6 protein-coding genes are annotated in these 13,583 nt (G+C 69.3%); 4 read left to right on the forward strand and 2 right to left on the reverse strand.

Annotated features, from left to right (window positions below; all coding sequences use genetic code 11):
• The first annotated feature begins 229 nt into the window (after nucleotides 1–229).
• Entirely contained in the window at nucleotides 230–1,003 is a 774-nt protein-coding gene (locus AB0C35_RS00005; protein WP_358448720.1) for an SRPBCC domain-containing protein, read from the forward strand.
• A 92-nt stretch (nucleotides 1,004–1,095) separates the two neighbouring features.
• Nucleotides 1,096–1,797 carry a class I SAM-dependent methyltransferase gene (locus AB0C35_RS00010; RefSeq protein ID WP_358448722.1) on the forward strand — a complete coding sequence of 234 codons (702 nt, stop codon included), beginning with the start codon at nucleotides 1,096–1,098 and terminating at the stop codon, nucleotides 1,795–1,797.
• On the opposite strand, the gene AB0C35_RS00015 is transcribed toward AB0C35_RS00010, so the two are convergent.
• Together AB0C35_RS00015 and AB0C35_RS00020 are read right to left on the reverse strand one after the other, a co-directional pair.
• Nucleotides 1,750–5,424, reverse strand: a complete 3,675-nt coding sequence (locus AB0C35_RS00015; RefSeq protein WP_358448724.1) for a bifunctional glycosyltransferase family 2 protein/CDP-glycerol:glycerophosphate glycerophosphotransferase — start codon at nucleotides 5,422–5,424, stop codon at nucleotides 1,750–1,752. The two genes, AB0C35_RS00010 and AB0C35_RS00015, sit on opposite strands and share 48 nt — an antisense overlap.
• A gap of 22 nt (nucleotides 5,425–5,446) precedes the next feature.
• Nucleotides 5,447–8,890, reverse strand: a complete 3,444-nt coding sequence (locus AB0C35_RS00020) for a CDP-glycerol glycerophosphotransferase family protein (RefSeq protein ID WP_358448726.1) — start codon at nucleotides 8,888–8,890, stop codon at nucleotides 5,447–5,449.
• 387 nt (nucleotides 8,891–9,277) lie between these two features.
• Between AB0C35_RS00020 and AB0C35_RS00025 the strand changes: the two genes are divergently transcribed.
• The gene (locus AB0C35_RS00025) at nucleotides 9,278–11,731 is read left to right on the forward strand and encodes a hypothetical protein (protein ID WP_358448728.1); all 2,454 of its coding nucleotides are present in this window, start codon (nucleotides 9,278–9,280) and stop codon (nucleotides 11,729–11,731) included.
• Nucleotides 11,732–11,740: 9 nt separating this feature from the next.
• Nucleotides 11,741–13,486 carry a RyR domain-containing protein gene (locus AB0C35_RS00030; RefSeq protein WP_358448730.1) on the forward strand — a complete coding sequence of 582 codons (1,746 nt, stop codon included), beginning with the start codon at nucleotides 11,741–11,743 and terminating at the stop codon, nucleotides 13,484–13,486.
• Nucleotides 13,487–13,583: the final 97 nt, after the last annotated feature.

Raw genomic sequence — 13,583 nt, forward strand, 5'->3', positions numbered from 1 at the left:
AAACCCCTTTCCTGATTTTTTTTATTGTTTTACTGCGGTGTGTACTGCGCTTCGGGGTGCCGGCCGGATCTCCGGGGTGCGGAGATCCGGCCGCATGGCCGGCCCGTCGCGGGGTACCGGCCGGGATACGATCCGAGGTCCCGGGCAAGGTGATCGGCTTCACTGGCGACGCGATGGGCGTCCACCGTAGGGTCGCGGACAAGGTCTCCGGACGATAAGGACATTGATCATGGAACTCGATCACGATTTCACCGTCCCCGTACCGGTGGATCAGGCCTGGTCGGTGCTGCTCGACGTGGAGCGCGTCGCGGCGTGCATGCCCGGCGCCACCCTGGACTCGATCGAGGGCGAGGAGTTCAAGGGCCGGATGAAGGTGAAGGTCGGCGCGATGACCATCACCTACCGCGGCTCCGCGCGCATCGTGTCGGCCGACGAGCCGTCCCGCACGGTGACGTTGGAGGCGTCCGCGAAGGAGGCCCGCGGCTCGGGGACGGCGTCGGCGACCGTCCAGGCGAAGCTGCACGAAGAGGGCGACACGACCCGCGTGACCGTGCACACCAAGCTGAACGTGACGGGACGGCCCGCGCAGTTCGGGCGCAACATCCTGTCCGAGGTCGGCACCAAGATCATCTCCCGGTTCGCCAAGGCGCTGGAGGAGGAGCTGGAGTCGTCCGGCACGGCCCCGGCGGCGGAGCCGGAGCCCGCAGACAAGCCCGGCCCGGCCGCCGCGGAGGTCGTCGAACCCGTCCCGGCCACCGCACCCGACGGCCCCGCCGCCGCTGAGAGCACCGAAGGCGCCCCCGAGCGGGCCGCCGAGCGGGCCGCCGCGCCGGCGGAGAAGCGGGAGCGGCCGCTGCGGGTGGCGCGGGAGGACGACGCGATCGACCTGCTGGAGGTCGCGGGCCCGTCGGTCGCCAAGCGGGCCGTCCCGGCCGTCGGAGGCCTGGTCGCGCTGCTGCTGGTGTTCCGCTTCCTCACCCGGCGCCGCCGCAGGAAGCGCTGACGTCCGGCCGGAGGTCAAACACCGGTCAACGATCCGTCGCCGGACGGCGGCGTCGGTGGAACGCGCCGCCGCCCATGCCGTCGGCTTGTCCCGTGGACACCATCGAGCTTCAGCGGATCACGCGGATCGAGAACGACAACTGGTGGTACCGCGAGCGCCGCGAGATCCTGTCCGCGGAGTTGCTGCGGTTCAGCGTGCCGGGGACGGCGGTCGACATCGGCGCCGCCGCGGGCACAAGTTCGCGGGTGCTGGCCGAGCACGGCTGGCAGGCCACCGCAATCGACCTCAGCCCTGACGCCGTGGCGCTGGCGCGCGCGCACGGCGTCGAGGCGTACGAAGGCGACGCGCGCTATCTGCCGCTTCCCCAATGCCACTACGACCTCGCGCTGGCCTTGGACGTCCTGGAGCACATCGAGGACGACGAGCGGGCGGCGGCGGAGATCACGCGGGTGCTGAAGCCGGGCGGGACGGCGCTGGTGTCCGTCCCGTGCGACATGGCCCTGTGGTCGGCGCACGACGTGGCGCTCGGCCGGGTCCGCCGCTACACGCGCCGCACGCTCGCCGAGCTCGTCGAGGGCGCCGGGCTGTTGCTGGAGCGGGTGTGGAGCAGGGGTGTCCTGCTCCGGCCGTTCCTGCGCCGTCTCAGGCACCGGACGGCGCGCCGCGAGGACCTGGCCCCGCTGCACCCCTTCACCAACGAGGCGCTGCGCGTGACCGCCGCGCTGGAACGCCGCCTGCCGCTGTGCTCATGGCCCGGCGCCTGGCTCTTCGCCCGCGCCCGCCGCCCCGGCTGACCCACTCGCCCCGGCGGACCCGCTCGGCTCGGCGGACCCGCTCGGCTCGGCGGACCCGCTCGGCTCGGCCGGCGCGGCCGGCCATGGGCCGAAGATGTGGTCGACGGCTCTGGCCGCCGCCTGGCCGTCGTCGTGGGGGCAGTACTTCACGAAGAACCGGTCGTAGGCGTCCGCGTAGCGCTCTTCGCCGTCGGGCGCCTCCTTGACCGCCGCCGCGACCTCCGCGGACGTCGTCACGACCGGCCCGGGCGCCTCGGCCTCCAGATCGAGGCAGAAGCCGCGCACGTGGTCGCGGTAGCGCTCCAGGTCGTAGGTGTAAAGGACGATCGGCCGGCCCAGGATCGCGTAGTCGACCATGGCGGACGAGTAGTCGGTGACGAGCACGTCGGCCGCCATGTACAGCTCGGCGATGTCCGGATACCGGGCCACGTCGATGACGAAGTCGCCCGCGGTTGAGTCACTCGTCGAGGAATGGCTGCGGTCGGTGATGAGGGGATGTGGCCGCAGAAGCAGGACGTGGTCTTCGCCAAGGGCCTGGCGCAGGGTCTCCACGTCCAGCTCCAGGGAGAACCCGCGGCCGCCGGGGGCGTGGTGCCGGTCGTCCCGCCATGTGGGTGCGTAGAGGACGACCTTCTTGCCGTCGGGAATCCCCAGGCGCTTGCGGATGCGGGACCCGATGCGCTCCCACTCGGGCGTGCTGAGGATGTCGTTGCGCGGGTAACCCGTCTCCAGGATCTCCCCCTCGTACCGGAGGGCCCGGCGCATGATCTGGGTGGCGAACGGGCTCGGGGATAGGAGCACGTCCCACCGCGCCACCTCCCGTTCCGTCCAGTCGAGTCGTTCGGTGCGCTGGTACGGCATGTCGCCGAGGTCGTGGGCGAGACGCTTCAGCGGTGTGCCGTGCCAGGTCTGGACGTACGTCTGCCCTTCGCGCTTGGCGTACCAGGGCGGCAGCCCGGCGTTGGTGACCACGTAGCGGGCGCGCGCGAGGACGCGGTAGTGCTCGCGGCTTCCCGCCATGACCGTCCGGGCCTTCCCTTCGACCGCGAACTGGCCGTCCCGGGAGACCCAGACGCATTCCAGGTTCGGCTTGCGCCGGGTGAGTTCCTCGTAGATGGCCCTCGGGTTGCAGCTGTACTGGGTCCCCTCGTGGCTGTCGAACACGGCGACGTCCGCGAGGGGGCTCCGCAGGTACACGGGGTAGTCGCGCTGCTGGAGGAGCAGTTGCGCATGCCCGCCGCGCTCGTCTTCTTCGAGGGCGGGACGGCTGTGAAGCAGGAACGCGTCCGTCTGGTGTACGTCGACCTCGAATTCGTGTGCTCCCACGCGCCGCCGGCCGGTGAGGCCGGGGATCGCCTCGCGTTCGACGACGACGGCCGCCTCCCCGGAACGCGCGCGCGCCAGCAGCTCCCACGCCCCGCTGGGCAGCGGCAGGTCCGTCCCGAACACGGCCATCGTCGCGGGCGTGAACGCGGCGGTGAACCGGCACCCCTCCCACGTGACGGGGACGCGGTGCTGGTCGCCCGACCGGAACCGCCGCAGGACGAAGTGGGATGGCCGCTCCTCGGGGTCTGCGAAGTCGCCGCTCAGGGTGAGGAGCCCGTTCTCGTCCCACTCGGCCGCGGTCACGACCGGCCGGAAGCTGCGCTCCACACCGCGCAGGTTGCCGAACGCCGTCCGGGTGAGGGCGAACTCCCGACCGCCCCTGCAGGCCGGTCCCGTGCACGCCGGCAGGGCGTACCGGACGGCGGGGACGTTGCTCGCGACGGTCAGCCTCAGCGGCCCGCCCTCGCCGGTCAGCCTGATGTCCCAGTCGATGGCGTCCAGCAGGTGTGCGCAGGAGGAGTGGCGGCAGGACGAGCAGCACACCGACCCGTCCTCCAGGGGAAGCCTCGCCTTGAAGTCGAACCCGGTGCCCTCCGCCATGCGGAGCACGGCCGACTGGCGTAGCGTCACCTCTCCGCGGACCTCCGCGCCCCCGTGGCGGCGTGCCGCGACCAACGCCGCCCCCGCGCCCAGGGCTCGCCTCGTCCAGCCGGTCAGCTCCAGATGGTCGCCGTCGCGGCGGATCCCGGTGACGACGGCCTTGGCCCGCTTGACGTGGACCACGAACACGTCGTCGTCGCCCGCCGCCGGTTGAACGGCCACGTGCTCGTCCACCTGCCGCGCGGCCGTCCACCGCACGGCCGGGGCCACCGCGATGAGCCGCTGGACGGCCTTGCGCCCGGCCGTCGACACTTCGGCGAACAGTTCGTAGGTGGCCGTCCGCCACTCGTCGCCGTCCAGCAGGTACTCGGGCTCCACCCGGACGGAGAACCCGGACCAGTCGTAGGAGACGAGCGACTGGTCGGACCGGACCGTGGCGTCCGTGCAGAGGATCCGTTCGACCGGCAGCCTGATCTCCTTGCCGGTCTTGACGTCACGCATCCAGACGCGAATGCGCGAATCCGTCACCGAGGACACGTCGAGCCGGTCGAAGTGGGCGTGCCCCTCGACGATGAGCGTGTCGACGTCCCATTCCACACGGTCGACGTCCGCCCAGAGGAGCAGTTCGTCGGTGACGTCGTACAGGTCCTCGGGGATGGCACGGTCCACGTCGTCGAAGAAGGGGTACCGGGCGTACCAGCGCTGGCGGAGGCGGCCCCGCTGCACGAGCGGGACGTCCCGCAGGCCCTCCGCTTCGAAACGGAGCACCTCCAGCAGTTCGGGCAGCATCCGCTCCTTCAGCAGGTACGTTTCCAGCCGCCTGATCGACACCAGCCGCTCGGCGGCGGAACGGTCGCCCGCGGCGACGACCTCGGCCCCCAACTCGACGAGGCGTTCCCGTTCCTCCCCGGTGGCCCCGGGCAGGGCGAGCATCAGGGCGCGGACGTCCAGGTCCAGCGCGTACATGTCGTGGACGGCCAGTAGCTCCGGCGCATGGTCGTCGACGAATTCCCGCACCGCCGCGAGGTTCGCCATCCGTTCGGTGACGTCCGCGGCCCCGGGACGGAACCGTGCGGCCGTTCCCGGACGCTCCCGCCAGAAGTAGACGGTCGCGTCGAGGACGTCCATCGCGGAGGCCAGGATCTGGGTCTGCATGGCCGTGAGCATGTGAGAGGCCGTCGGGGCCTTGAAGTGGTACGTGTCCCAGTACGCGCGCCGGAACACCTTGTTGCACACCATCCTGTCCTGCAGGAGGGCGGGGTGACGGGTCACGTCCGTCGACTTCACCGTCGTCGCGTAGGGGACGCCGTGCAGCGGGGACTGCCGTGCCTGCGTGCCGTCCAGGCACATGACGTTTCCGCCGACGAGGTCCGATCCGGTCGACTCCAGCGTGCCCACCATCAGTTCGTAGGCGTACGGGGGCAGGACGTCCTTGCCGTCGGCGAAGGCCAGGTACCGGCCCTTCGCCTGCTCGACGCCGGTGTCCCCGGCCGACAGCCCGCCGGAAGGCCGGAGCAGCGTGAAACGGTCGTCGCGTTCGGTGAACTCCTCGGCGACGGCGGCGCCGCCGTCGCTCGATCCGTCGTCCACCATGAGCACCTCCAAGCCGCGCAAGGTCTGCCCGGCGAGCGACTCCAGGCAGCCGGCGAGGTGCTCCTCGGCGTTGCGGAAGGGGACGACGATGCTTATCTGGGGTGACACGTGCGGCTCCGTGGTGGGGTTTTCAGGTGGCGGGCTGGAGGACCCGGTCGAGCACGCGGGAGGCGGCGTTGCCGTCGTCGTGCGGGCAGTACCGGGCGGCGAACACTGCGCGTGCGTCCCGGAAACCGGCGTCGAGCGCGGCCGGCTCACGCAGCGCGTCGACGACCTCCTGCGAGGTGCTCAGCAGCGGCCCCGGGGCCTCCGCGTCGAAGTCGAAGTAGAAACCGCGCACATGGTCGCGGTAACGCTCCAGGTCGTAGGTGAAGAACACCATCGGGCGACCGGTGACGGCGAAGTCGAACATGGACGACGAGTAGTCCGTGACGAGCACGTCGCTGATGAGGAACAGTTCGGAGATGTCGGGGTAGACGGACACGTCCATCACGCAGTCGCCCGGCCGGAGCTGCGGGCGGTCGGTGACGAGATAGTGGGTGCGCAGGAGGAGGACGTGGTCGTCCCCCAGGGCCGCCCTGAACCGGTCGACGTCGAGTTCGAGGCGGAACGCGCGCTTGCCGACCGCGTGGTGGAAGTCGTCCCGCCACGTCGGCGCGTACAGGACGACCCGCTTGCCCTCCGGGATGCCGAGCCGCCGCCGCACCGCCGCAGCGATCTCGTCCCGGTGCGGGCTGTTCAGGACGTCGTTGCGCGGATAGCCGCTTTCGAAGACCGGCCCGTCATAGCGGAAGGCACGCCGGAACAGCGGCACGGAGAACGTGTTCTGGGCGAGAAGCAGATCCCAGTGGGGAACGTCGTACTCCATCCAGTCGACGCCCTCGGTGCGCTTGTACGGCATCGTCTTGACGTCGTATCCGAGCTTCTTCAGCGGCGTCCCGTGCCAGCACTGCACGTACGTCTGGTCGTCCCGCTTGGCGAACCAGTCCTTCTGTGACCAGTTGCCGAAGACGTAGCGCGCGCGGGCCAGCGCCTCGTAGTGCTCCCGCGTACCGGCCAGGACGGTCCGGGCGCCCGTGGGCTTGCCGAACTGGCCGTTCTCGGTGACCCACACACATTCGATGTCGGTTCCGCGCCGCCGGAGCTCGTCGTAGATACCGCGCGGGTTGCACGAGTACTGGCGGCCCCTGTAGGCGTCGAAGACGGCGAGTTCACGCACGGGCAGGTTCAGGTGGCGGCGGTAGTGCCCGGTCCGTATGCGGCTCTGCGCGTAGGCGCCGCGTTCGTCATCGTCCAGGGCCGTCTCGATGCGCAACAGCAACTGGTCGGTCTTGTGGGCGCGGACCGTGATCCTGTGCAGACCCGCTTCGAACGGCTCCGGCAGCGTGCGAAGGGTGTGCCTCCTGACGACGACCGGCTGTTCCTTGCCGTCGAGGGTGACCAGGACGTCCCAACGGCCGGCGACGAGCGGACGCGACAACCCGAGCACCGGCATACGCGCCGGGGAGAACGACGCCGTGAACCGGTGCCCCTCCCAGCGCAACCCGACGGTGTGCTCCTCGCACGACCGCCGCCGCCGGAGCACGAGCGCGTCGGGCCGTCCCGCCCCGTCCGTGCATGTCCCCGCCAGGTGAAGGGCGCCGTCGGGCGACCAGGACACCTCGTCCACGGCCAGGACCCGTCCGCGGACGACGATCCGCAGCGTGCTTCGCCGCGTCCTGGCGAGTTCCAGCTCCCCACCCGGAATGGCGAACGCGGCGCCGGCCGGGTCTTCGTCCAGATAGGGCTTGCCCCCGTCCGGCAGGGATATCTCCCAGTCGCCGGGGCGTCGGGCCAGCCCGGCGACGGGCAGTTTGGCACGGAACCCGTTGTCCCCTACCGGCTCGACCGGGCCGGCCACCGTGGCCCGTCCCGCCTTCGGCACGGCGATGATGCGCGGCTCGTCACCGAGCGGGGCGCGGCTCCAGCCGTCCAGCCACAGTTCGCCGCGCTCCAGATGGCCTCCGACGACCGCCGCCGGCGTCCGCCTCACCTGCACCACGAACTTGTGCCTGCCCGCGACGCCCTGAACGAGGACGCCCGGCGCGCATTCCCGGTCGTCCGGCCACTGCTGCGCGGTGAGCCGCGGGTTCGCGAACGTGGTCCGCCGCCGCAGCCCCCGGTTGACGACCTCCACGCACGGCACCCAGTCGATGTCCCGCCAGCGCCCGAACATCTTCAGGGACGACGGGTCGATGTCCGCGACGAACCCGGACCAGTCGTAGGAGACCGTCGACTGCCGCGACCGCGCGGTCACGTCCGGCCTCCGGACCCGCGTGACCGGCACCCGCAGGAGCCCGCGCCGGTTCGCCGCCACCAGCCACACCCGGATGCGGGAACCGTCCTCGGTCGAGGAGTCCAGATGCCGGATGTAGGCGTGCCCCTCGATGCGGAGCCGCCCGTCCACCCACGCGGCCCGGTCGATCGCCGCGACCGGCGTCAGCTCGTCGGTCACGTCGTACAGGTGCTGCGGGACGGCACGCTCCTCGTCCTCGAAGAAGGGGAACTCCGCGTACCACCGCGGCCGCAGTCCCCGCCGCACCCGCGGCGCCTCCGCCGCCTTCCGGAGATGGACGAAGCGCAGCACCTCCATCAGTTCCGGCAGCATCCGCCGGGACAGCAGGTACAGCTGGAGGCGCGTCATCGCGGGAAGCCTCTTCAGCACGCGCGGGCTTATCAGCTGCGCCAGCTCCGCACCGATCGCGACGAGTTCCTCGCGATGCACATCGTGCGTCCTGGGCAGAGCCTCGAACAGGGTGCGAAGCTCGATTCCGACCAGCGCGTGCTCGTCATAGGCGTTCAGGAGCTGGGGCGCGTACTCGGACATCCCGTCCCGCAGTACACGCGCGGACCCCAGACGCTGGGTGATGTTGTCCCAGTCGTAGCGGTCCTCGGTGATGGACCCCGGCCGCTTACGCCAGAAGTAGACCGTGTCGCTCAACACGTCCACCGAACGGGCCCGGGCATGCGCGCGCACGGTCACGGGCGGGTCCTCGTAGAGACCCGTGGGGAACTCCAGCCCCTCCCGCTCCCAGAACTCACGCCGGTACACCTTGTTCCACGGCGTCCTGTCACGCATGAGCACCGGCTTGGACGACACATGCGTCCTGCTACAGGACTCGGTGAACACACCGTCGTGCAAGGGCGACTGCCACTTGCGGTCCTCGTCCATACGCAGGACGTTCCCGGACGCGATGTCGGACCCCGTCCGCTCCAGCGACCCGACCAGCCGCGCGTAGGCCTCACGGTCCACCACGTCGTCGGCGTCGGCGAACGCCAGGTACTCGCCGCGCGCCTGCCGCACCCCCGCGTTGCGGGCCGGGCCGGGCCCCTCGTTGTCCCGCGTGACCAGCCGGAACCGGGGGTCCCGGCCGCACATCTCCTTGGCGATCACGGCGCCGTTGTCGGTGGACCCGTCGTCCACCATGATCACCTCAAGGTCGCGCAGCGTCTGACCGGCCAGCGACTCCAGGCACTCCCGGAAGAACTCCTCGGTGTTGCAGAACGGCACGACCACGCTGAGCTTCGGGGACATGGGGCCTCCTCCTCGCCCCACCGAGCATGGTGACGTTACGCCACCACATGAACACGCATCGCGATTGCCAGTCCGTCCCCTTACACAGACTTGACCCCGGCTGGCCCGGCATTTACGGTCCCCTGACCCTCCGCCCGACGCCCCGGACAGGCCGGACGCCAGGCGCGACCCTGGCCAGTCCGCCGCCAACGAGATCTCGACCGGCCTCGGACAGCGTCGGAAAACCGTGATTTCGCGGATGGTTTCCGGGCCCGGATTCTAAGACGCTTGTCACCGGAAGCGAAGGGGCCTTGAGGAACTATTCGATCAATGGGTAGGACCTCGCCTGCGCAGGAGTAGATCGCACATCGGCATTTAGATGTCTGCGGAAAGGTGACGTCCACTGCGATGGAAAGCAACCCGGGATGGGCCGGCAAACCGGTGGCGACCGCATTGGCTCACGGCGGCTCGACAAAGGACCTCCTAGTCTCACTCGCTCATGCCGACGTCCATGCCGACTGGACACGAATCGCGCTCCGAGGCGGACCACCGGACGTGATCGCCGAGAGCGAGGCCACCGACCCCGACCCGGCCGAGACGATGTGGCGCGGACATCGCCTCACCGGGACGGCCGAGCGGTCGGTACGCGTCGCCATGAGCATCGCGATCGACTACGAGTTGCATCCCATGCCCGCCGGGGTGCTGGCCCTCGGCCTCGTCGCGGACCCCGGCACCGCGGCGTCGGCGGCGATGAACACCAGGGACGCTGCCGGCCAGTCGTCCCTCACTGAATTGATCCAGGAAGACTGGCTGGGTACCGAACTCGGCGGTCTGGACCTGACCACCCGCTGGCATGCGGCCGGAGGACCGTCCGGCGGGCCCCGCAAGGCACCCGCACGGCGAGGTGGGCAGCGGATCGACCGGCTTCGCCATCCCGCATACCGCGGCATGCTCGCGGCAGCAGTGTTGCTGCTGTTCGCAGGCTTGGTCGTGGGCGGGGTGCTGACCGCGCCCGCGACCGACCGGCCAGGCCCGCCGCCGCACCTGGTGATGCTCACCGACGACGCGATCGGCGCGGAGTACGAGGCGCAGCCGCGCCAGTCCAGAGCCTCGATGCCGCTGCAGAACTGGCGCGGGACAGGCCGGAAGGCGTGTGCCATGAGTGAACGGAGGTGGACGCACACCGACGGCCGGCGTCAGGCGCTGATCAAGGTCGTCCGCTGCGAGTCGTTCGTCGTGGCCGCCAACTTGCATTCCCTGCTCGAAGAGTCGGTCGCCCGCGACGCCACATCCACCACGGTGACTGACGAAATCCCGTACAGCCTGCTGGCCAAAGGCACGGAATCCGGTGGCTCAAAGCTCTCCTACACGGCCGTCATTTTCCGCCGAGGTCAATATCTCGTCCACGTACGGACCGCCGCACCGGGAGAGAGCAGCAGCCCTGGAAACGACCGAAGCGTCCGGGATGTGGCGCAGCGGCAATGGAGGGCGGTACCGGGAACGCCAGGCGTTCCGCTGCCCGTCTTCGACGTCTACACGGACACCACCGGAGTCATGCGGGAGGCCTTGGGCCTGGCGACCGCTTTCTTGGCGTTCCTTAACATACTGGCGTGGTTCCGGGTCAGAGCCCGCCGCCTCACTGCCCGCAGCAGACCGCCGTCCGACAGCACGGGCCTCCGTTGGATCGATGTCGGAGCCAAGGCGCGGACGCTGGAGGTGGACGCACAGCGAAGGTTCTGGGGATTCCTCCTTCTGTGGACCGCGCTCATGGCGTTCCCGCTGCCCTGGTGGATCTTGCTCATCGGCTACGTGTTCGTCGCCAGACAGCTTGTGCTCACCCAGCGCTTCCTTCCCGGAACGCACAAGATCTGGGGTGCTCACAGCGCTTCCCAGGTCAACACCGGCCGGCGTCCGTTCAGCACCGCCTCCCTTGTAGTGGCGTCGCACATCGCCCAGGTGACCGCGCTGGCCGGCATGATCATCATCCCGATCTTCCGGCTCCTGCAGGAGATCGGCTACATCATGCCCAATGGCCGGTTCCATCCCGCGGTCGTCGCCGACTCAGGATGGTCACTACCGCTCCGGCTGGTGCCCGTGCCGCTGCTGACCGTCGGGACGCTCTTGCTGATCCTGGGCATAGGACTGCTGTGGGGTTTGCTGTATCGCCTGGCACGCGGCTGGGCCCGTCTCGAGGCCCCCGTTCTGCGCAAGACTGACCGGCGTCCGCCCGTCCTGTACCTGCGCAACTTCGCCGACGATTCTTTGACCATCCGCACCAGTCCGCTCACCCGCCCGACGATTCTGGAGAAACTCGGTGTCAGGCAGTTCGAGAATTTTGAAGAGCTGATCCATCGCTATCTGTCGGTGTACGGGCCGGTGACCACCATCAAGGATCCGGACGCGCGGTGGCAACCACTGGGAGTGGCTCGTGAGGACCCCACCCGCGAAACCTGGCAGGCCGTGGTTCGCAGGAATATCGCAGAGAGCGGGCTGATCGTGGTGGGCGCCACACCCAACGCGTCAACGGCCGGGCTGGGCTGGGAACTCGACGCAATCATCGCGGCCGGCGCCCTTGATCGCACGATCTTTCTCCTGGCGCCAAGGCCGGCGGACACCGTGGGGTGGCACTGGTGGAGATTCCGTGGGATGGCGTTCTTCCGCATACCCGAGCCCATCGACTTCTTCGCCGACCGGACACTGGCGGCGCGCTGGACAGGCGCCGGCGGATGGACGGCCGTCCATGCGGCAAAGCGCACCGACTGGGCGTATGCCCTGGCCATGTCCCGCCTCGCCGGCGAGATTCTGGACATGCCTGACCAGAGTCAGCCAACAGCCGAGCACAAAGCGCCGCAGCCGCAATGATGCCGGAGGGTGGTGGTCTACGTGAAGGAGGGCCGTGGTCCGATGGTGAACGAGGGCGCCGGTCAACGGCCGTCTCCGGCGGCTATGCTGCGGATGCTGTTCGGCATGATCGCAGTGGTCGCCCTGGTGCTGGGCTACGTGGGGCTGGCGACCTATCTGCGGCAGCGTCCTGATCTCGGACGTTCGGTCGCCGACCTCACCTACTACGACCTGCAACTTTTCGTCATGGACTCCGTTCCGCTCGACCGCGGCGGCCCCTATCCATTGACCTTGGAAATCGCTCGCTTCGCCGCTCCCGCGGTCACGGTCTACGCTCTCATCGACGCAATCTATGTCCTTTTCTCTGACCGGCTCCGGCGTTTCCGCATCAGGCGGCTGCGCGGGCATCACGTGGTCTGTGGGACCTCCCCGGCCGCACGCGTCCTGGCCGAGCGGCTGCGCGCGACAGGGGAGCGCGTCGTCACCGTCAGCCCCCAGGATGACGGTGACCTCGGTGTCGGTCACCACCACTTGGTCGGCGACCCGTCCCAAACGCGGATGCTCCAGTGGGCGGGGGCGCACAGAGCCCGAGTCCTGTACGCGTTCTCGGACGACAGCGCCGCCAACGCCCGAGTCGCCCTGACCGCACAACGCCTGCACAGGAATCGGCGTGAACCGCTCATCGCCTACATGTACGTGGCCGATCCGGACCTGTGCCAGGGGCTGCGCGCCCGCCGGCTCGGCCTCGCCCAAGGTCCGGGCTTCCGACTGGATTTCTTCAATCCGGCTCAGCTCGCCGCTCGTGCCTTCCTGGAGGAGAACCCACTCAAGCAGGAGGACCGGCGTGTCCTCATCGTCGGCCTGACCCCGTTCGGCCGCGAGGTTGCCGTCGAGCTTGCACGGCAACGGCAGATGCTGACCGACGCCGGCAGAGGCGTCATGACCCTCGTGGACCCGGACGCGAGCCGCATCGTCGCAGAGTTGGAAGCCCGTTACGCCTTTCTGCGGGAATGGGATCTTAATGTCATCGACTGCGAGACGACAGAGTTCGAGGCAGGGGCGCTGGAGAGTCCCGAACGTACTTTTCTGTGTCAGCACGAGGCCGAAGAGGCGCTGCGCCTGGCTCTGACCGCGGTGGGCCTCTGGCGGAACACGGCCGGGCAGATCGTGGTCAGCGTCGATCAGAGTGCCACCTATGGCCAGGCTTTCGCCGTCCAACCCGGCGGTCCGCTGCTGGACGGGCTTTCGGGACAGCTCACAGTCCAAGGCATCTTCGACACAGCCTGCGACCCCGCCAGAATCGGTGACGACCTGATCGAGCAGTTCGCCCGTGCCATGCACGAGCATTACGTCCGAGACCGGATACGGCAGGGCGAGACTCGATGGGTCAACACCTCTCTTGTTCCCTGGCGGGAACTCCCCGAGACACTGCGGAACGCCAACCGGAGCCAGGCCACGGACATCGGTCGCAAACTCGCCGCCATCACCGCAACACTCGCGCCCCGCGTGGACGCCGCCCCCCACTTCTCGTTCACCGCGGATGAACTCGAACGGCTGGCGCGCATGGAACACATACGGTGGGCCAGAGAGCGAGAAAGGGAAGGCTGGTCCCACGGTCCGCTGCGCGACAACGACCGCAGGCTCCATCCCGACCTCGTCGAATGGCAGAACTTGAGCGAGGAGGCCAAAAGCAAAGACCTCAACGCCATTCGCGTCCTGCCCGAAATCCTCGCCGACGCCGGCTTCCAGATCGTGCGCCTGCCCCCACCCGACTGACCCCCCTCACCCGCTCGTCCCGACCCGTCACGGACGTCTCGTTCGGGAAGAGCCGGCCATGCGCGCCCGACCGAAACTTACCTAAGGGTAATCACAC

This window comes from Spirillospora sp. NPDC048819, from assembly GCF_040650055.1.
In the GTDB taxonomy this organism is placed as follows: Bacteria; Actinomycetota; Actinomycetes; order Streptosporangiales; family Streptosporangiaceae; genus Spirillospora.

Bases quoted from the DNA above. Each gene is read 5' to 3' on its own strand.
- AB0C35_RS00020 (WP_358448726.1), bottom strand. From the start codon at position 8,890: ATGTCCCCGAAGCTCAGCGTGGTCGTGCCGTTCTGCAACACCGAGGAG.
- AB0C35_RS00025 (WP_358448728.1), top strand. From the start codon at position 9,278: ATGGAAAGCAACCCGGGATGGGCCGGCAAACCGGTGGCGACCGCATTG.
- AB0C35_RS00005 (WP_358448720.1), top strand. From the start codon at position 230: ATGGAACTCGATCACGATTTCACCGTCCCCGTACCGGTGGATCAGGCC.